The organism is Streptomyces sp. NPDC058092 (assembly GCF_042884935.1).
Taxonomy (GTDB): Bacteria; Actinomycetota; Actinomycetes; order Streptomycetales; family Streptomycetaceae; genus Streptomyces.
The window spans coordinates 15,279-34,115 of the sequence record NZ_JBHVSY010000001.1 but is presented as its reverse complement, the minus strand read 5'-3'; the positions used below and the strand labels follow the sequence as shown (position 1 = coordinate 34,115).

Sequence of the window (18,837 nt, the reverse complement as noted above, 5' to 3'; positions counted from 1 at the left end):
CCCCCTGTCCACGGGGAACCCGGTCCGGCCCGCTCAGCCCGCCCCGTCGATCCGCGCGGCCAGCGCCCGGAACTGATCCCAGCTCAGCTCCGGCTTCCGCGGGTCCCACAGTTTCTGGCTGATCGCCCGCAGCGGCAACCGGATGCCCTGCGCCACCTGCGCCGGGGTCTGCGCGTTCGGGAGGTCGCCCCAGACCGCGAACCGGCCGCCGAGGATCTGGCCGGAGTAGCCCGCCGGAACGGGCCGGGTGCCGCGCAGGACGAGCGGGGTCCACTGTTCGTAGATCCGCTTGCCCGTGGGGTAGAGGAAGTTGTTGGGCTGGCCGAGCACGTAATAGAGGAACTCGTCGTTGAGGTTCACCACGCGCCGCCCCTCGCGCAGATACTCCTCCGGCGGCCGGGCACCGTACTCCCTGCCCGTCCAGTACTCGACCTCGATGTCCTTGTCGGCGTGGACGACTCCGTCACGGAAGAAGCCGTCGTTCCACGCCTTGGGCTGCTTGCCGTGCGGGCGCACCACCGCCGCGCGGTCGTTGAGCCAGCCGGTGGCGAGGTCCTTGATACCGGCCCGCGGTCCGTACTTCTGCTGGGCGGCGCGTTGCAGCTGCGGGTACGAGGCGGCCGGATCCCGGGCCATCAGCGCGAGGTATTCGTCGGCGCCGAGATGCCAGTAGCGGCCGCCGAACAGCTCGGTGAACTCGCCGAGGAGTTCGTCGACGAGCTTCGCCGCCCCCGGGTTGGAGATGTCGAGCGATCCGGGCGAGCGGACCCCCGACACGTTGCGCAGCTGGAGGTCGGGGTGGGCCCGCAGGACCGCGCCCAGATGGCCGGGGGAGTCGAGCTCGGGGACGACCTCGATGTGCAGCCGGCTCGCGAGGCCGAGGATCTGCCGCACCTCCGCCTTGGTGAGGTGCTGCGGCGACACCACCTCGGGGTGGGTGTCGGACTGGATCCGGAACGCCTGGTCGTCGGAGAAGTGCAGGCCGAGCTGGTTGAGCTTGAGGTCGGCCAGCTCGCGCAGCCGGTCCTCGATCCAGGCGACGCTGTAGTACTTGCGCGCGATGTCGAGGTTGAGGCCGCGCTGCGGCCGGTCGGGGCGGTCGCGCACCTCGCCCTCGGGCATGGCGCCGTCGGCGCGCACCGACTGTTTCAGGGTGCGGGTTCCGTAGAAGACACCGGCCTGGTCGGGTCCGCTGATCGTGACCCGTCCGTCGTGGGTCCTGAGGGTGTACGACTCCGGGGTGCCCTTGCCCGGGGTGAGGGCCAGCTCCACGTCGCCGGCGCGGGCGGGGACGTCACCCCGGTAATGGATCTTCAGCTCCTGGGCGAGCAGCTGCCCCTCGTCCGCGAGCGTCCCGCTGCCGGCAGCGATGACGACCCCGGCGGCCGGGCCGGGCCGCCAGCCGGGGCCGCGGGCGGCGATGTGTTCGCGTACGGCGGGGATGGTGCGGGGCGGGGTGGAGAGCGGGTAGCTCCGGGTCGGCGAGGGGGCGGCCGAGGAGCCCGAGGGGGTGCGGGACCCCGACTCCCCCGCGGGTCCGTTGTCGGAACTTTCCGGCCAGACGACGACAGCGATCGTCGCGGCGGCCGCCGCGGTGAGGACCGCACCGGCCACGAGAGCGCCGCGTGAGGGCGACATCGGTCAGAAACCTCCGATATGAGGGGAAAGCAGGGCAGAAGCAAACAGAGCAGAAGTAACCCGAAATAGGGAGTCAGCCGGGCATTCTCCTTGGCTCACGGCCCCTCAGGCGTTCCGAAACTCTCCCGTCCGGGTGAAGTTCGCGTATCCGACGGACGACCGTTGCCCGGTCTCGCTAGCTTTGAGGCACATTCGTCTCTCCCTTCACCCTGCAACACTTCTTCCACTCCGCAACTCTCCCTTCCTTCCGCAACTCTCCCTTCACCCTGCATCCGCCTGGGCTCACCCGTCCCGCCCCACTCCGGACTCCAGGTTCACCGATGCCGCTGATTCGAGGAGCCCCACGCTGTCCAGGTCCAGCGAGTCCCACGCCGGCCCCCCGAGGCGACTGAGGCAACCGGCCACCCGGACGGCCGCACCCGTCCAGAATTCCGGACCGGCGCACGACCGGGCCGGCCACCCGGGCCTCGACCGCTTCAACACCGCGCCGGCCGCCGAGGCCGAGGCCGCCCTGCTGGAGTGCTCCGGCAGCCGCCGCTGGGCCGGGCGGCTGGCCGCCCACCGCCCGTACCCGGACCTCGACGCGCTGCTGGCCGCCGCCGACGAGGCGGGCTACGACCTGTCCCCGGCGGATCTCGCCGAGGCGCTCGCCGCCGAGGTCTCCCCCGGACTGCACCACGCCGCGCCGCACTCCGCCCATCTCGCGCTGCGGGCCGCGCACGCCGCGTACGAGTGCCGCTTCGGCCATGTCTTCGTGATCTGCCTGGACGGCTTCGAGCCCGCCGAACAGCCGGACCAGGTGCTCGCCGGAATCCGGGCCAGACTGGGCCACGACCCCGACCAGGAGCGGGTGGTCACCGCGGAGGAGATGCGGCGACTCGCCCGGGGCCGCATCATCGAGCTGATATCGGGTTCATAACGGAACGGGGCCGGTCAGCGGCGTTCACCGGTCCGCTATAGCCCGTCCGTGGCAGTTTGATTGCCGCTTTGATCACACCAGAGGCCCCGGCGCGAACGAACCGACAAAGCGTCGCTACGATGGCCGGGGCCGGTGGACCGTACCCGGCCGGGTCAGACCGACAGTCAAGCCGGCCGGCCCCAATCCCCGCTCCCGGAGGGTTCTTCCGTGCCGGCTGGAACGCTGTACCGCGGCCGGGAAGGCATGTGGTCCTGGGTGGCTCATCGAGTCACCGGTGTCCTCATTTTCTTCTTCCTGTTCGTACACGTCCTGGACACCGCTCTCGTCCGCGTTTCCCCCGAGGCATACGACGACGTCGTGGCCACGTACAAGACGCCGATCGTCGCGCTCCTCGAATACGGCCTCGTGGCCGCCATTCTCTTCCACGCGCTGAACGGTCTTCGCATCGTCGCCGTGGACTTCTGGGCCAAGGGCCCGCGCTACCAGAAGCAGATGCTCTGGTCCGTCGTGGGCATCTGGATCGTGCTGATGGTCGGGGCCCTGTACCCCGTCCTCGGCCACGCCGTACGCGCAGTCTTCGGGAGCTGAGGCCAATGTCCACCGAGTCCTCCGCCGCGATCGGCTCCGTCGAGGGCGTCACCCTCTACGACGTCGAGAACCCGGCCCCGGTCATCGAGCCGCCGCGCACGCGGACCGGCAAGACCCCCAAGGGTTCGCGCACCAATTTCGAGATGTACGCCTGGCTCTTCATGCGCCTGTCGGGCATCGTCCTGGTCGTCCTGGTCCTGGGCCACCTGCTGATCCAGCTCGTGCTGGACGGCGGCGTCTCCAAGATCGGCTTCGCCTTCGTGGCGGGCCGCTGGGCCTCGCCGTTCTGGCAGCTCTGGGACCTGGCGATGCTGTGGCTGGCCATGCTGCACGGCGCCAACGGCCTCCGTACGGTCATCAACGACTACGCCGAACGGGACAACACCCGCTTCTGGCTGAAGATGCTGCTGTACACCGCCACGGTGTTCACCGTCCTGCTGGGCACGCTGGTGATCTTCACCTTCGACCCGAACATCCGCTAGGCGCCGGGCCAGAGGGACCAGAGGAAATCATGCAGATCCACAAGTACGACACCGTCATCGTCGGCGCCGGCGGCGCCGGTATGCGCGCGGCCATCGAGTCCACGAAGCGCAGCCGTACCGCCGTGCTCACGAAGCTGTACCCGACCCGCTCCCACACGGGCGCCGCGCAGGGCGGCATGGCCGCCGCGCTCGCCAACGTGGAGGAGGACAACTGGGAGTGGCACACCTTCGACACGATCAAGGGCGGCGACTACCTGGTCGACCAGGACGCCGCCGAGATCCTGGCGAAGGAGGCCATCGACTCCGTTCTCGACCTGGAGAAGATGGGCCTGCCGTTCAACCGCACGCCCGAGGGCAAGATCGACCAGCGTCGCTTCGGCGGCCACAGCCGGAACCACGGCGAGGCCCCGGTCCGCCGGTCCTGCTACGCCTCGGACCGCACCGGCCACATGATCCTCCAGACGCTGTACCAGAACTGCGTCAAGGAGGGTGTGGAGTTCTTCAACGAGTTCTACGTCCTGGACCTCCTGCTCCAGGATGTCGACGGAGTCAAGAAGTCCGCCGGCGTCGTCGCGTACGAGCTGGCGACCGGCGAGATCCACGTCTTCCAGGCAAAGTCGGTCATCTTCGCCTCCGGCGGCACCGGCAAGTTCTTCAAGGTGACGTCGAACGCGCACACCCTGACCGGTGACGGCCAGGCCGCCGCCTGGCGCCGCGGCCTGCCGCTGGAGGACATGGAGTTCTTCCAGTTCCACCCGACGGGCATCTGGCGCATGGGCATCCTGCTGACGGAGGGCGCCCGCGGTGAGGGCGGCATCCTCCGCAACAAGGACGGCGAACGCTTCATGGAGAAGTACGCGCCCGTCATGAAGGACCTCGCGTCCCGTGACGTCGTGTCCCGCTCCATCTACACGGAGATCCGTGAGGGCCGCGGCTGCGGTCCCGAGGGCGACCACGTCTACCTCGACCTCACGCACCTGCCGCCGGAGCAGCTGGACGCCAAGCTCCCGGACATCACCGAGTTCGCGCGTACGTACCTCGGCATCGAGCCCTACACGGACCCGATCCCGATCCAGCCGACCGCGCACTACGCCATGGGCGGCATCCCGACCAACGTCGAGGGCGAGGTGCTGGCCGACAACACCACCGTCGTCCCGGGCCTGTACGCCGCCGGTGAGGTCGCGTGCGTCTCCGTGCACGGCGCCAACCGGCTGGGCACGAACTCGCTGCTCGACATCAACGTCTTCGGACGCCGCTCGGGCATCGGTGCCGCCGAGTACTCCGCGAAGAACGACTTCGTCGAGCTTCCCGAGAACCCGGCGCAGATGGTCGAGGAGCAGCTCGAGCGGCTGCGCAACTCGACGGGCACCGAGCGGGTCGCCGCGATCCGTCTGGAGCTGCAGGAGTGCATGGACGCCAATGTGATGGTGTTCCGCACCGAGCAGACCATCAAGACGGCCGTCGACAAGATCGCCGAGCTGCGCGAGCGCTACCTCGACGTGTCCATCCAGGACAAGGGCAAGCGGTTCAACACGGACCTCCTGGAGGCCATCGAGCTGGGCAACCTGCTCGACCTGGCCGAGGTCATGGCGACCTCCGCGCTGGCCCGCAAGGAGTCCCGCGGCGGTCACTACCGCGAGGACTACCCGAACCGCGACGACGTCAACTTCATGCGCCACACCATGGCGTACCGCGAGGTCGCGGCCGACGGCACCGAGTCGATCCGGCTCGACTACAAGCCGGTCGTCCAGACCCGCTACCAGCCGATGGAGCGTAAGTACTGATGGCTACCCCGACGATGGAAAAGGCCGGCCAGGCCGAGGCGGGCTTCGCCGACTCCCCGTACATCACGGCCACCTTCCGGATCCGCCGGTTCAACCCCGAGGTCTCCGACGAGGCCCAGTGGCAGGACTTCCAGATCGAGATCGACCCGAAGGAGCGTGTTCTCGACGCCCTTCACAAGATCAAGTGGGAGCTGGACGGCACCCTGACCTTCCGGCGCTCCTGCGCGCACGGCATCTGCGGCTCCGACGCGATGCGGATCAACGGCAAGAACAGGCTCGCCTGCAAGACGCTGATCAAGGACCTGAGCCCGGAGAAGCCGATCACGGTCGAGGCCATCAAGGGCCTCACGGTCCTCAAGGACCTCGTGGTCGACATGGACCCGTTCTTCCAGGCCTACCGCGATGTCATGCCCTTCCTCATCACCAAGGGGAACGAGCCGACCCGTGAGCGTCTGCAGTCCGCCGCGGACCGCGAGCGCTTCGACGACACCACCAAGTGCATCCTGTGCGCCGCGTGCACGTCATCATGCCCGGTGTTCTGGAACGACGGCCAGTACTTCGGCCCGGCGGCGATCGTCAACGCGCACCGCTTCATCTTCGACTCGCGCGACGAGGGCGGCGAGCAGCGCCTGGAGATCCTCAACGACCGTGACGGCGTGTGGCGTTGCCGCACCACCTTCAACTGCACGGACGCCTGCCCGCGTGGCATCGAGGTCACCAAGGCGATCCAGGAGGTCAAGCGTGCGCTGATCACGCGCCGCTTCTGACCGCCACTGGCGCACCAGTCGCATCCGGGGCCCCGTTTTCCGCACGAACCGTGCGGGAAGCGGGGCCTCTTGCTGCGGCGTTCGGGCCTTGACGGTACGGTCATGCGGAACCGGACACCGGTTCGCCGCCCCCGGCGCAGCAAGGCCCGGGGCGCACAGGCTTGATCGAAAGCGGGGAACGTTGAGCGATCCGAATCCGTACGCGGACGACTCATACAAGTGGGGGCCTCCCCAGCAGCCGGGCAATCCGCCCACCGTCGCGGACGGCCAGGGGCATGGCCTGCCCGGCTCGGGCACGCCGGCCTACGGCTACCCGCAGCAGCTGCCCGAGTCCGCGGCCCAGCCCGGCCCCGGTTACGGCTACCCGCAGGGCCAGGCAGCCCAGCCGACCATGCCCGGTTACGGCTTCCCGCAGCAGCCGGGCGCACTGCCCGGCGGCGGTGTGCCGATGCTGACGTTCGGCGACATCACCGTCATGAACGACCAGATCGTGACGCCGGCCGGCACGATGCCGCTCAAGGGCGCGGTGTGGACGGCCACGGACATGTCGCGCACCGAGGAGAAGATCCCGACGGTCGCGATCGTGCTCGCGATCGTCTTCGCGCTGCTCTGCCTGGTCGGTCTGCTCTTCCTTCTGATGAAGGAGAAGAAGACGACCGGCTTCATCCAGGTCTCGGTGACCAGCGGGGGCAGGCATCACTCGACGGTGATCCCGGCGATGGGCCCGGAGACCTTCCAGATGGTGATGGCCCAGCTCAACACGGCCCGCTCGATGAGCATCTGACGGACCGCAGAGATGCCCCGTCTCCAGCACACCGTCACGGTCGCCGCGCTGGATCGCGACCTGCTCCACGCGTACGCCGGGCTGGTCTGCGACCTCGTCGAGTCCACCCGGGCCCGGGGCCAGGACATCGTGCTGCCCGACGGGCGGGCCCTGTACGGCCTGAGCCTGGTCAAGGGCCGCCATCTCGCGCCGGGTGCCCGTTACGAGCCCCTCGGCACCGACACCGAGGGGCTGGAAGCGACGGTGATACGGGAGTGGCGGCGCGCCGGTGCGCTCGCCGTGGAGCAAATGATGTGGTCACCGGAGCTCAGCGCGCGGCTGGACGTGCGGCTGCGCACCCCCGAGCGCCCCGTGTCGCTGGAGATCGAGGCACGGTTCCGGGGCCCGGAGGGGTCGGGTTCGCTGCGCCGCCTGTCGGGGCGGGCGGCGCTCGATCTGGCCGCCTGGTGGGCGGCTGCCGCGCTCGCGCCGGGGGCGCCCGCGGTGGCGCGCGCCCCGGCGGTGGCGCGGCTGAAACACCGGCTGGGCGTCGCGCGGCTGCATCTGAGGCCGCGGCCGGCGGAGGCGGGCCGGTGGTACGTCGATGTCACGCTGACCGTGCACGGCCGGTGGCTGCTCCGGCTGGTCGCCGCGTTCGCGCTGCTGCTCGCGGGCGTGCCGCTGCGGCGCGGCTTCCGGTCCTCGGTGGAGCGGGCGGCCGAGCGGTGGGACGAGGCGCTCGGCCGCGTACGAGCGATGGATCCGGACGAACTCCGGGCGGAGCTGGCCGATTACGTGGTCAGGGACCCGCAGGACGAGACCGGTGAAGGGCGCGAAACCGGCTGAGCGCCCGGCGCCTCGGTTCCGCCCGGCGCCGCCCCGGTCCTCGGCGGCCGGCATGATGCGGCGCAGCATGTCGTTGAGCAGCGCGCGTTCGCCCTTGTCGAGGGTGCCGAGCAGCCGGTACTCCTCGCGGCCGAGTTCGTCCATCGCGCCCAGCCAGGTCTAGCGGCCCTCGTCGGTGAGTTCCCCATCGACACGTCGGCGTGACCCTCACCGCGTACGGCGTCGCCCAGGCCGGCCCCGGCTTCCTCAACCCGGTCCGGGAGACCTCGGTCCAGTCCGCCGTACCCCCGCACGCGCTTGCCCGCGTGACCTCGTACGACTGGCTGCTCTCCCTCGGCGCGATGCCGCTCGGCTACGCCCTGGCCCCGCTCGCCGCCTCGGCCCGGGGCGCCGAAGTCCCCCTGGCCATAGCCGCGGTGGCGGTCGGCGCGGCCTGTCCGGCGACGGCGGCGGTGCCCGGCGTACGGCGCTTCAACGCACCCGGCAAGCAGGCGGAACAGGTCACCGAGGCACCGGCTTGAACATGTTCAAAGACAGGTCTACAGTCCAGGACAACAGCTTTTGAACGCGTTCAAAGGAGGGTGGGGCATGGACCTCACTGTTGTCGCGTACGTCATCTACCTACTGATCAGCGTGGCGCTCACCATCTGGGTCGCGCGCACGCTCAGCCGCAACGGCAGGGTGTTCCTCGCCGATGTGCTGCACGGGAACGAAAAGCTCGCCGATGCCGTCAACCACCTGCTGGTGGTCGGCTTCTACCTGGTCAACCTGGGCTTCGTCACCCTCTACCTGAGGAACGACGACGGCGTCACCGACGCCCGCGGGCTCTTCGAGGCGCTCTCGGTGAAGCTCGGCGTGGTCCTGCTCGTCCTCGGCGTGCTGCACCTCGGCAACGTCTACGTGCTCAACAAGATCCGCCGCCGCGGTCTGATGGAGCGTGAGCAGATCCCGCCCGTGCCGCCGCAGGGCTGGACGGGTCCGGGCAACGGTCCGTGGGCCGCACCCGCCGCCAAGGCCTGAGCCCGCCATGGCGACCGGAACCGGCGGCCGGCGACTGTCCGTCGAACGGCTCACGGTGCTGTACGACGCGCAGTGCTCGCTCTGCGTCCACCTGCGCCAGTGGCTGCTGAAGCAGCGTCAGCTCGTCCCGCTCGACCTCGTCCCGGCCGCCTCCGGGGAGGCGCGCCGCCGCTTCCCCGGGCTCGACCATGCCGGGACGCTGGAGGAGATCACGGTGATCGGCGACGGGGGACAGATCTACCGCGGGACCGACGCGTGGGTCGTCTGCCTCTGGGCGCTGGCCGAACACCGGCCCAGGTCCCACTGGCTGACCACCCCGGCGGGTCGCCCGTTCGCCCGGGCGACCGTGCTCGCCGCCGCGAAGTACCGCTTGCTGACCGCGGCGCCGTGCGGTGACGGGGACGGGGACGGCGCCTGCACGGTCCCCGGAGCCGGCGACTGACCGGGGCGGATACCCTCGGGGCTGTGGTGAAGGAAGCGAAGGACGTGAAGGAAGTCAAGGCTCCCAAGAGCGAGCAGACCCGCACACTCATCCTCGAAACCGCGCTCCGGCTCTTCCAGGAACGCGGCTACGACAAGACGACGATGCGGGCGATCGCCCAGGAGGCCGGCGTCTCCGTCGGGAACGCCTACTACTACTTCACGAACAAGGAACATCTCGTCCAGGGCTTCTACGACCGGCTCGCCGCCGAACACGAAGCAGCGGTGCAGCCGGTCCTGGACGGCGACAAGGACCTCGCGGTGCGGATGCGCGGGGTCCTGCTCACATGGCTGGACGTGGCGGAGCCGTACCACCGCTTCGCCGCCCAGTTCTTCAAGAACGCCGCCGACCCGGAGAGCCCGCTCAGCCCGTTCTCGGCGGAATCGGTTGCGGCCCGCGAGGCGGCGATCTCCATCCACCGGCGGTGCCTGGCCGGCTCCGACACCAAGACCGACCCCGAACTGGCCGAGCTGCTGCCGCAGTTGATGTGGCTGATACAGATGGGCCTGGTGCTGTACTGGGTGTACGACCGGACCGAGCACACCGAACGCAGCCGCCGCCTGGTCGAGCGCGCCGCCCCGATCGGTGCCCGCGCCATCGCGCTCTCCCGGTTCCGGGTGCTGCGACCGCTGGTGCGGCAGATTCACGAGGTGCTGGAAGAGTTCCTGCCCGGCGCCGCGAAGCGCCCGGCCCGAGAGGCGCCGAACGCGACGGGCGCCTGACCCGGCGGGCCCGTCAGAGCCGCCTCAGCTCCCACAGCCGCCAGAGGCCGGTGCCGTCCGAGAGGTACTGCGAACCGGAGACATCGGTCGTGCTGAGGACGTAGTCCTTCTTCTGCCACAACGGCACCAGCGGCACGTCCTCGCCGACGAGCGCCTGGAGCTCCTTGTAGTCCGCCGAGGTACGGCTGCGGTCGCTGTACTGCAGCGTGGCAGCGATCAGTTCGTCGATCTTCTTGCTGGAGTAGCCGTTGTGGAGGCTGCTGTCGTGGCCGACCAGCGGCTGGCTGAAGGTGTCGGGGTCCGGGTAGTCGGGGAGCCAGCCGACGGTGTACGCGTCGTACTTGCCGGCGGCGTACTCCTTCTGGAACTTCTTCCAGTCGACGGCCTTGACCGAGACCTTGAACAGTCCGGTCGCCTCCAGCTGACGGCGCAGCTCCCCGGTCTCCTTCGCGTACGTCTCGTCGCCGCCGCGGTAGCCGAAGGTAAAGTGCAGCGGCGTCTGGACGCCGGCCTCCTGCATCAGCTTCTTGGCGCGCGCGGTGTCGGGCGCGGGGTAGGCGTCGAAGAACGGTGTGCTGTGCCCGATGTAGCCCTGCGGGATCAGCGAGTAGAGCGGTTCGACCGTGCCCTTGTAGATGTCGGTCACCAGTGGTCCGCGGTCGATGATCGAGGCGATGGCCTGCCGGACCTTCTTGTCGGCGAACGGGGTGCCGGCGCGGACGTTGAAGACGAGGTTGCGGATCTCGGCACTGTCCGCCTCGGTGACGCGCAGGTCGGGATCGCCCGGGTTCAGCTCGGCGAGTGTGGCCGGCGGCAGCTGGCGGTGCGTCACATCGACCTGTCCGGACTTCCAGGCCGCCAGGAGTGCGTCCGACTCCTTGAAGTAGTGCACGGTGACCGGAACGCCGGTCTTCGTCAGCGCACCCTTGTACAGGGGGTTGGGGACGAACTCGGCGAGGGCGCCGGGCCGGTACGACTTCAGGATGTACGGCCCCGAGCCGTCGACGCTGTTCCCGGACCGGAGCTTGCCCGCCGGGTACGACTCGCGGTCGACGATCGAACCGGCTCCCGTGGCGAGCTTCTGCGGGAAGGTCGCGTCACGCTTGGACAGGTTGAAGGTGATGGTCCGGCCCTCGGCCACCACGTTCTTGAGGCTCGGGAACAGCACCCACGGACCGACATCCGTCTTGATCCTGATCATGCGCTCGATGGAGTACTTGACATCGGCGCCGGTGATCTTGCGGCCGTTGGAGAAGGTCAGGTCGTCACGCAGCTTGCACTGGTACGTCTGGAGCTTCTGGCCGATGAACCCACAGCTCTCGGCGGCGTCGAGCTCGGGGACGATCGCCCCGGACTTGAACGTCAGGAGGGACTGGTACACGTTGCTGTACATCGCCCAGGAACCGGCGTCGTACGCACCCGCCGGGTCGATCGAGGTGACTTCGTCCGTCGTACCGACCGCGATCGGGTTCTTGTTCACCTCGTCCGAGGGAAGCAGCTGCCAGGCGCCGACGCCTGCGATGACCAAAACCGCGAGAATCGCGAGAATCCGTATTCGGATCGACCGCATTGCCGTGCTCTCCCTTACCAGCCCCACCTCGGCGTTGCGCTCAGATACGCAGATCACCGCATGTTCGCGCTCAGCCAATCACACGACTTTCACATCTGGAAGAGTAAATCAGGGACTCATAGCCTTTTGTTCGGCACTTGAAACCTTGAGTCCATCCACAGAGACCGTAACCGGCCATCGACGGAGCGTCAGGCCTGCCGGGAGGCGAGCTCCACGACGGTGATGTCGGAGGGTGCGCCGACCCGTACCGGCGGGCCCCAGGCGCCCGCGCCGCGCGAGACGTAGAGCTGGGTGTCGCCGTAGCGGTCGAGCCCGGCGACCGTGGGATTGGCCAGCTCGGCCACCAAGTTGCCCGGCCAGAGCTGGCCGCCGTGGGTGTGGCCGGAGAGCTGGAGATCGACGCCGTGGGCGACGGCGTCGTCGATGACTACGGGCTGGTGGGCGAGGAGAACGGCGGCGCGGGCACGGTCCCGGTCACCGAGCGCACGGCCGAAGTCGGGCCCCTGGCCCTCGCTCTCCCCGGCGACGTCGTTGACGCCCGCAAGATCGAATCCGCCGATCTCGACCCGGGCATTCTCCAAGGGGTGGAGACCCAATTCCCTTACGTGATCAACCCATTGAGCAGCACCGGAGTAATACTCATGATTACCGGTGACGAAGAAGCTGCCGTGGCGGGCGCTCAACCGCGCGAGCGGCTCCGCGGCCGGACCGAGGTCGGCGACGGTTCCGTCGACGAGGTCTCCCACGACGGCGACCAGGTCCGGCTGGGTCCGGTTGATCGTGTCGACGATCCGCCGGGTGTGGGCGCTGCCGAGGATCGGACCGAGATGGATGTCGCTGACGACGGCGATCCGGAAGCCGTGCGCGGAGCGGGGCAGCTTGGTGAGCGGCACGGTGATCCGCTTGACCCGCGGCCCGCGCAGCACGCCGTAGGTGCCGTGGCCGACCGTGCCGAGCCCGGCGACGGCGGCGGCGCCCCCGACGGCCCGCGCGACGAACAGCCGGCGCGTGGGGGCGGCGGGGCTGTGGTCCGGGGCGGAAGTGACGGCAACGAGGGTGTCGGTGACGGGGACGGCGGAGGCGTCACTGCCGACGGCCGCAGCCACGGCTGCCGATCCGGTCGCTTCTGCCGCAGAAGGGGGATGCCTCGCGTACGACTCATGTGCGCGCTTCGCGAGAGCCCGGCGCAGAATCGGCCGTACCACCTCACCCACCAGCAGAGCCAGCGTCAGGTACAGCAGCGCGGCCAGCCACAGATACCCCGGCCAGGCCAGCACCTGCTGGAGCCAGAAGGGTGCGCCCGTACGGCCGGAGACCAGGGCGCCGACGCTCAGCAGCGGCAGGAGGTACGCGGCCACCGTGCCGGCTCTGCGCAGGGCGCTGCCCTCGGCCGTCGTGTCGCCGACCAAGCGGCGCCACAGGTAGCGGTGCACGCCGACGAGCAGCGCGAGCACCACGACCGCCGTCAGCGCGAGACCGGCCACTGCCATGTGCGAATCCTCCGCCTGTCGTGCGGCCTGTCAGGCGCGTTCTCGACGCAGAGCCCTGACGCCACGGAACCCGATCACACCGACGGCCGTCCCCAGGAGAAAGGACGTGACGGCGAGCAGCAGATGTACCCAGAAATACGCAGTCGGGTCACCCGCGTCGTCGAAGGCGAGTCCGCTGCCGTCCTTCCACAGGTTCTTGACGAAAGTGACCCAGATGAACCAGCTCCACACCCCGAACGCGAGCAGGAACCAGGAGACCGGGCGGCTGAGCTTCATGGTTCCAGTATCCCGCCCGCGCTCCGGCGGCCTCGCCCGGGGTGGGCTGTCCCGGCGGCTCGCACGGCGGGTCAGGCCATCCGTATCCCCAACCACATCTTCGCCCTGTACGTTTCCGACCGTGCCCGCTCTGAAAAAGATCGCTTTGACGATCACCTCTGCCGCCTTGTTGTCCACTTTTGTCGTAATCCCGGCGTCGGCGGTCGACAAGGACACCTCCGACAACCGGCCGAAGCCGCCAGCCGGCATGTCCCGGGTCGGTGGCGCACTGCTGGGCCGGACCGGCACGCAGGTGAAGCTGGGACCCGGCGCCCCGGTACTGCCCGAGAAGCTCACGGGCAGGTCCTGGATCGTCGCGGACGCGGAGAACGGCCAGGTGCTCGCCTCGCACAACGCGCACTGGCGGCTGCCTCCCGCCTCCACCCTGAAGATGCTCTTCGCGGACACCGTGATGCCCGCGCTGCAGCCGAAGACCCGGACGTACACGGTGCAGGACGAGGACCTCGCGGATCTCGGCGAGGGCAGCAGCCTGGTCGGCGTCAAGGAGCACCTCAGCTACACGGTCCACGACCTGTGGCTCGGGGTGTTCCTGCGTTCGGGCAATGACGCGGTGCACGTGCTGTCCGCGATGTACGGCGGCGTCCCGAAGACCGTCGCCGACATGCAGGCGCACGCGGAGGAGTTGCAGGCGCTCGACACGACGGTGGTGTCGCCCGACGGGTACGACGCACCCGACCAGGTCTCCAGCGCGTACGACCTGACGCTGTTCGCCCGCAGCGGCCTGCAGAAGGCGGACTTCCGGGAGTACTGCTCGACGGCCGAGGCGCAGTTCCCCGGAGCGGAGAAGAAGAACGGGAAGCGTCAGAGCTTCGGGATCCAGAACACCAACCGGCTGCTCACCGGTGCGGACGGCGTCGACCCGTACAAGGGCATCGCGGGCGTCAAGAACGGCTACACCACCCACGCGGGCAACACCTTCACGGGCGTCGCCGAACGCGACGGCAAGGTGCTCCTCGTCACCGTCATGAACCCCTCGTCCAAAGAGCCGCACGCTGTCTACAAGGAGGCCGCCGACCTCCTCGACTGGGGCTTCGACGCGAGCGGCAAGGTGACCCCGGTGGGCGAGCTGGTGCCGCCGAGGTCCGCCAGTACCGGGACGGACACCGGGACGGGGAAGGGGCCGGCGGCGAACGGGACGAGCGTTGGCAGCAACGGCTCCTCGCCCGCCACCAGGGCCGCCGCCGCGACCGGCGGGGGCGGCGGCATCGGGATCGCGCTGGGGATCAGCGGAGGCGTCCTGGTGCTGCTGGCCGGCGCGGTGTTCCTGGTCAACCGGCGCTGGCCGCTGCCGGACCTGGTGCGTCGCCTCCCTCGTCGCTGACGGCCGCCGCATCCTTCCCGCTGCCCTCGCTGCTCCGCGTCGCCGTCCAGGCGGCGCAGAACAGCAGCAGCTTCGCGGTGAGGTTGATCCACAGCAGCAGTGCGACCGGCACGCCGAAGGCGCCGTACATGCTCTTCGCCGCGACGCCCTTCATATAGCTGCCGAGCAGCAGCTTGAGCAGTTCGAAGCCGATCGCACCGATCACCCCGGCGACCAGCAGCCTGCGCCGCGGGGGCTCGACGCCGGGCAGCAGCGTCAGCAGATAGAGCAGCAGCAGGAAGTCGGCGAGGGCCGCCACGACCAGGGCGGCCACCTGCAGCATCACACCGCCCGTGCCGTGGTCCGAGATGCCCAGCAGACCGGCGGTCCGGCCGACGGCGACGGAGCCGGCCGAGGAGACGGCGAGCGTCGCGAGCGCCGCCCCGCCGAGACCGAGCAGCAGCCCGACGTCCTTGAGCTTACGGATGACGGGGTTGCCCTGGTCCATGTCGTCCATGCCCCACACGGCGCGCAGACAGCCCCGCATCGCGCCGATCCAGCCGACGCCGGTGAAGAGCAGCAGCGCACCGGCGACCCCCCCGACCGTGCCCGCATGGGCCACCAGGTCGCCGATGCCGAGCTGGTCGGAGATGCCCGGCACCTGCTCGGCGATCTCGTTCTCGATGGTGTGGAGCTGCTCGGTGGAGAGCAGCGCGGCACCGATCGCCGCGCCGACCGCGATCAGCGGGAAGAGCGCCAGGAAGCTGATGAAGGTGATCGCGGCGGCGAGCCTGGCCCAGTGGACCCGTTCGAGCGTCTCGTACGAGCGCCAGGCGTGCGTCGCCATCAGCCGGGAGACGATCGGCCCGATGACAGGGAGGTTTTTCAGCCAGTCCATGACGTACGACTACCCTCCCGGGCACGGAAAACCGGAGGCCCGTTCACCGCCGTACGGGCTGACACTCCCTCAGTCACCCATACCGGTGACTGTTGTAACAAATCCCTCGAAAGGGTTTTCTCGGGCGATACGGTCACCGTCATGTCTGTCGACACCGTGTCCCTGACCGGCTGGGGCCGTACCGCTCCGACGACCGCCCTGCGCTTTCGCCCCCGTACCTACGAGGAGGCGGCGGCGACGGTACGCGGCTGCGGGCCCCGCGGCTCCATCGCCCGGGGCCTCGGCCGGGCCCACGGCGACGCGGCGCAGAACGCGGGCGGCTCCGTCCTCGACATGACCGCGCTGAACCGGATCCGCACCATCGACGCCGGGGCCGGCCTGGCGGTCTGCGACGCCGGGGTCAGCCTGCACCGGCTGATGGAAGTCCTGCTGCCGCTCGGCTGGTTCGTCCCCGTCACGCCGGCCACCCGCCAGGTCACCGTGGGCGGCGCGATCGGCGCCGACGTCCACGGCCGCAACCATCACGTCTCCGGCTCCTTCTCGCGGCATGTCCAGGAGCTGGAGCTGCTGACCGCCGACGGCGAGATCCGTACGGTCCGGCCCGGCACCGGCCTCTTCCACGCGACCACGGGCGGGCTGGGCCTGACGGGCGTGATCCTCTCGGCCACGCTGCGGCTCCACCGCGTCACCAGCTCATGGATGTCGGTCGACACCGAACGGGCCGTCGACCTGGACGACCTGCTGGCCAGGCTCTCCGCCGGGGACCACCGCTACCGCTACTCGGCCGCCTGGGTCGATCTCCTCGCCCGCGGCCGGGCGACGGGGCGCTCCGTACTCACCCGGGGGGAGCACGTACCCCGGTACGCCCTCCCGGTGCGCGCCCGGCGCGTGCCGCTCGCGTTCCGCCCCGGGCAGCTGCCGGCCGCATGCGCCTTCGTACCGGAGGGGCTGCTCGGCCGCACGTCCGTCGCCCTCTTCAACGAGTTCCGGTACCGCAGCGCCCCCACGTACCGCATCGGCGGACTCCAGAGACTGTCCACGTTCTTCCACCCCCTGGACGGCCTGCCGCACTGGAACCGGATCCACGGCCGCGGTGGATTCGTGCGGTACCAGTTCGTCGTCGGGCAGGGTCAGGAGGAGACGCTGCGCCGGATCGTGCGCCGGCTCTCGCAGCGGCGCTGCCCGTCGGTCCTCGCCGTCCTCAAGCGGTTCGGCGCGGGGGACCCGGGCTGGCTGTCGTTCCCGATGCCCGGCTGGACGCTCGCGCTCGATCTGCCCGCCGCGCTGCCCGGTCTGGCCGGGTTCCTGGACTCGCTGGACGAGGAGGTGGCGGGGGCGGGGGGCCGGGTCTGCCTGGCGAAGGACTCCCGGCTGCGGCCGGAGATGCTGGCCGCGATGTATCCGCGGCTGGCCGAATTCCGGTCGCTGCGCGCCGAGCTGGACCCGAACGGGGCATTCCGCTCGGACCTGTCGCGCCGCTTGGCGCTGTGACGGCGGTGCCGGCGCTGTGATCACCGTGACGGCTGCGACCGCTACGGCCGCTACGGCCGCTGTGGCCGCTGCGGCCTTCCGCCTTCTTCCGCCGTGTTCCGCCCTCCTGTTCCCCTCGTCTGCAAGGAGTGTTCCCGTGAAGGACGCCTTCGGTGCCCCGCAGTCCCTGCTCGTTCTCGGTGGCACGTCTCGGATCGCGCTCGCCACCGCACGCCGGCTGATCGCCCGCCGCACCCGTACGGTCTGGCTGGCCGGCCGCCCCTCCCCCACCCTCGACTCGGCCGCCGCCGAACTGCGTGCCCGGGGCGCCGACGTCCGTACGGTCGACTTCGACGCCCTCGACTCCGCGTCCCACGAGACCACCCTCGGCAAGATCTTCGCCGAGGGCGACATCGACATGGTGCTCCTCGCCTTCGGTATCGCGGGCGACCAGGAACGTGACGAGGAGGAGCCGCTCTCCGCGGTCCTGGTCGCGCAGACCAACTACACGGGGGCCGTCTCCGCCGGGCTGGTGTGCGCCGGCGCGCTCCAGGCGCAGGGGCACGGCTCGCTGGTGGTGCTGTCCTCGGTGGCCGGCGAACGCGTCCGCCGGGCCGACTTCATCTACGGCTCCAGCAAGGCGGGCCTGGACGCGTTCACGCAGGGTCTGGGGGACGCGTTGCGGGGCACGGGGGTGCATGTGATGGTCGTACGTCCCGGAGTCGTACGGCCGAGAACGGCGCTCCGCCCCGCGACGCTGCGGCTCACCGCGGCACGGTTCGCCGCCGCACCGCTGGAGGCGGCGCCTCTCGTCACGACCCCCGACGAGGTCGCGGCAGCGATCGTGACGGGGCTGCGGCGGCGTTCGGAGACGGTGTGGGCGCCGGGGTCACTGCGGGTGGTGATGTCGGCACTGCGGCATGTGCCGCGCCCGCTGTTCCGGCGGCTGCCGGTCTGAGCGGGCGGCCGCCGGAGCTCGCGGAAAAGCGAGGGCGCTCAAGGAGCGGAAGGACCCGCTCAGGGCTGCAGAGAGGGCGCGTCCACGGAGGAGCCGCCCTGCGCGGGCACGCCGGGGGCGTCGCCCCCGGCGCGGAACGGGAACTCGTTGATCTTGCGCCAGACGCTGTCCCGGCCCTGCTCGTACAGCGCGAAGGAACCACAGGTCCAGGCGGCCTCGTAGTCGGCGAGCTCCTCGTACGCCCGGTCCATCGCCTGCTCGGGGATGTCGTGCGCCACGGTGACATGCGGGTGGTACGGGAACTGGAGCTCGCGCACCAGCGGCCCGGAGGCGTCCCTGACCCGCTTCTGCAGCCACGTGCAGGCCGAGGCCCCTTCGACGACCTGGACGAAGACCACCGGCGAGAGGGGACGGAAGGTTCCCGTGCCGGACAGCCGCATCGGGAAGGGGCGGCCGCCCGTCGCGACCTGGGCGAGATGCGCCTCGATCGCGGGCAGGTCGGCCGCCGCGACCTCGGTCGGTGGGAGGAGCGTGACGTGGGTGGGAATGCCGTACGCGGCAGGATCACCGAAGCTCGCGCGCCGCTCCTGGAGCAGGCTGCCGTAGGGCTCCGGGACCGCGATCGAAACGCCGAGCGTTACGGTCCCCACATCGTTCTCCTCAATCCTCGATGTCGATGGTCCCCGGTGGCCGAGGGGCCTCGGGGACCGATGGTCCTCGATGATCGATGGCCTGTTTTCGGCCATCCACCGGATCAACTTCCCGTCGCCAGTGTGACGCCTGCGGCCACGAAACCGCCAGGGTC

At 70.0% G+C, this 18,837-nt stretch carries 19 protein-coding genes and 1 pseudogene; 14 read left to right on the top strand and 6 right to left on the bottom strand.

The genetic code is table 11. From position 1 onward, the window contains the following. Positions 1 to 33: 33 nt before the first annotated feature. Complete coding sequence (locus tag ACFVV1_RS00180) at positions 34 to 1,638, bottom strand: glycoside hydrolase family 20 protein (RefSeq protein WP_389982111.1); 1,605 nt, start codon at positions 1,636 to 1,638, stop codon at positions 34 to 36. 388 nt (positions 1,639 to 2,026) lie between these two features. Between ACFVV1_RS00180 and ACFVV1_RS00175 the strand changes: the two genes are divergently transcribed. The 11 genes and pseudogenes from ACFVV1_RS00175 to ACFVV1_RS00125 all read left to right on the top strand — a co-directional run bounded on the left by ACFVV1_RS00175 (position 2,027) and on the right by ACFVV1_RS00125 (position 10,010). Next, positions 2,027 to 2,557, top strand: a complete 531-nt coding sequence (locus ACFVV1_RS00175) for a 2-oxo-4-hydroxy-4-carboxy-5-ureidoimidazoline decarboxylase (RefSeq protein ID WP_389983835.1) — start codon at positions 2,027 to 2,029, stop codon at positions 2,555 to 2,557. A gap of 207 nt (positions 2,558 to 2,764) precedes the next feature. Then, positions 2,765 to 3,145 (top strand): succinate dehydrogenase, cytochrome b556 subunit, encoded by a 381-nt coding sequence (gene sdhC, locus ACFVV1_RS00170; RefSeq protein WP_266913134.1) that lies wholly within the window; start codon positions 2,765 to 2,767, stop codon positions 3,143 to 3,145. A 5-nt stretch (positions 3,146 to 3,150) separates the two neighbouring features. Next, positions 3,151 to 3,627 (top strand): succinate dehydrogenase hydrophobic membrane anchor subunit, encoded by a 477-nt coding sequence (locus ACFVV1_RS00165; RefSeq protein ID WP_389982108.1) that lies wholly within the window; start codon positions 3,151 to 3,153, stop codon positions 3,625 to 3,627. A 29-nt stretch (positions 3,628 to 3,656) separates the two neighbouring features. After that, entirely contained in the window at positions 3,657 to 5,411 is a 1,755-nt protein-coding gene (gene sdhA, locus ACFVV1_RS00160; RefSeq protein ID WP_389982104.1) for a succinate dehydrogenase flavoprotein subunit, read from the top strand. Continuing rightward, positions 5,411 to 6,178, top strand: coding sequence for a succinate dehydrogenase iron-sulfur subunit (locus ACFVV1_RS00155; protein WP_389982102.1), 768 nt, complete (start codon positions 5,411 to 5,413; stop codon positions 6,176 to 6,178). The genes sdhA and ACFVV1_RS00155 overlap by 1 nt, the downstream gene beginning before the upstream one ends. A gap of 181 nt (positions 6,179 to 6,359) precedes the next feature. Beyond that, on the top strand, positions 6,360 to 6,962 hold the full coding sequence (locus tag ACFVV1_RS00150; protein WP_389982099.1) for a hypothetical protein: 603 nt from the start codon (positions 6,360 to 6,362) through the stop codon (positions 6,960 to 6,962). 12 nt (positions 6,963 to 6,974) lie between these two features. Continuing rightward, the gene (locus ACFVV1_RS00145; protein ID WP_389982096.1) at positions 6,975 to 7,787 is read left to right on the top strand and encodes a hypothetical protein; all 813 of its coding nucleotides are present in this window, start codon (positions 6,975 to 6,977) and stop codon (positions 7,785 to 7,787) included. 185 nt (positions 7,788 to 7,972) lie between these two features. Beyond that, positions 7,973 to 8,308, top strand: a pseudogene (locus ACFVV1_RS00140) (MFS transporter); the annotation flags it as partial. 67 nt (positions 8,309 to 8,375) lie between these two features. Further along, on the top strand, positions 8,376 to 8,807 hold the full coding sequence (locus ACFVV1_RS00135) for a hypothetical protein (RefSeq protein WP_389982093.1): 432 nt from the start codon (positions 8,376 to 8,378) through the stop codon (positions 8,805 to 8,807). Positions 8,808 to 8,814: 7 nt separating this feature from the next. Continuing rightward, positions 8,815 to 9,249 (top strand): thiol-disulfide oxidoreductase DCC family protein, encoded by a 435-nt coding sequence (locus ACFVV1_RS00130; RefSeq protein WP_389982090.1) that lies wholly within the window; start codon positions 8,815 to 8,817, stop codon positions 9,247 to 9,249. A gap of 23 nt (positions 9,250 to 9,272) precedes the next feature. Continuing rightward, the gene (locus tag ACFVV1_RS00125; protein ID WP_389982087.1) at positions 9,273 to 10,010 is read left to right on the top strand and encodes a TetR family transcriptional regulator; all 738 of its coding nucleotides are present in this window, start codon (positions 9,273 to 9,275) and stop codon (positions 10,008 to 10,010) included. Between the two features lie 13 nt (positions 10,011 to 10,023). Here ACFVV1_RS00125 and ACFVV1_RS00120 read toward each other — a convergent pair whose 3' ends face one another. The 3 genes from ACFVV1_RS00120 to ACFVV1_RS00110 all read right to left on the bottom strand — a co-directional run bounded on the left by ACFVV1_RS00120 (position 10,024) and on the right by ACFVV1_RS00110 (position 13,346). After that, positions 10,024 to 11,580, bottom strand: a complete 1,557-nt coding sequence (locus tag ACFVV1_RS00120; RefSeq protein ID WP_389982084.1) for an ABC transporter substrate-binding protein — start codon at positions 11,578 to 11,580, stop codon at positions 10,024 to 10,026. 188 nt (positions 11,581 to 11,768) lie between these two features. Then, the gene (locus ACFVV1_RS00115; RefSeq protein ID WP_389982081.1) at positions 11,769 to 13,070 is read right to left on the bottom strand and encodes a metallophosphoesterase; all 1,302 of its coding nucleotides are present in this window, start codon (positions 13,068 to 13,070) and stop codon (positions 11,769 to 11,771) included. Between the two features lie 30 nt (positions 13,071 to 13,100). Beyond that, a complete protein-coding gene (locus ACFVV1_RS00110) occupies positions 13,101 to 13,346 on the bottom strand; it encodes an SCO4848 family membrane protein (protein ID WP_389982078.1) in 246 nt (81 codons plus the stop codon). On the opposite strand from ACFVV1_RS00110, the gene ACFVV1_RS00105 reads away from it, so the two are divergent. Further along, a complete protein-coding gene (locus ACFVV1_RS00105) occupies positions 13,345 to 14,727 on the top strand; it encodes a D-alanyl-D-alanine carboxypeptidase family protein (protein ID WP_389982075.1) in 1,383 nt (460 codons plus the stop codon). The genes ACFVV1_RS00110 and ACFVV1_RS00105 overlap by 2 nt on opposite strands. Here ACFVV1_RS00105 and ACFVV1_RS00100 read toward each other — a convergent pair. Then, complete coding sequence (locus ACFVV1_RS00100; RefSeq protein ID WP_389982072.1) at positions 14,675 to 15,604, bottom strand: YihY/virulence factor BrkB family protein; 930 nt, start codon at positions 15,602 to 15,604, stop codon at positions 14,675 to 14,677. The two genes, ACFVV1_RS00105 and ACFVV1_RS00100, sit on opposite strands and share 53 nt — an antisense overlap. A 141-nt stretch (positions 15,605 to 15,745) precedes the next feature. Here ACFVV1_RS00100 and ACFVV1_RS00095 point away from each other — a divergent pair, with 141 nt between their 5' ends. Both ACFVV1_RS00095 and ACFVV1_RS00090 read left to right on the top strand, forming a co-directional pair. Then, positions 15,746 to 17,095, top strand: a complete 1,350-nt coding sequence (locus ACFVV1_RS00095; RefSeq protein ID WP_389982069.1) for an FAD-binding protein — start codon at positions 15,746 to 15,748, stop codon at positions 17,093 to 17,095. A gap of 136 nt (positions 17,096 to 17,231) precedes the next feature. Beyond that, positions 17,232 to 18,032, top strand: a complete 801-nt coding sequence (locus tag ACFVV1_RS00090) for a decaprenylphospho-beta-D-erythro-pentofuranosid-2-ulose 2-reductase (RefSeq protein WP_389982066.1) — start codon at positions 17,232 to 17,234, stop codon at positions 18,030 to 18,032. Between the two features lie 59 nt (positions 18,033 to 18,091). Here the strand turns inward: ACFVV1_RS00090 and ACFVV1_RS00085 are convergent, their stop codons facing one another. Then, positions 18,092 to 18,682: a 2'-5' RNA ligase family protein gene (locus ACFVV1_RS00085; RefSeq protein WP_389982063.1), complete on the bottom strand. Its 591-nt coding sequence runs from the start codon at positions 18,680 to 18,682 to the stop codon at positions 18,092 to 18,094. Positions 18,683 to 18,837 lie beyond the last annotated feature (155 nt).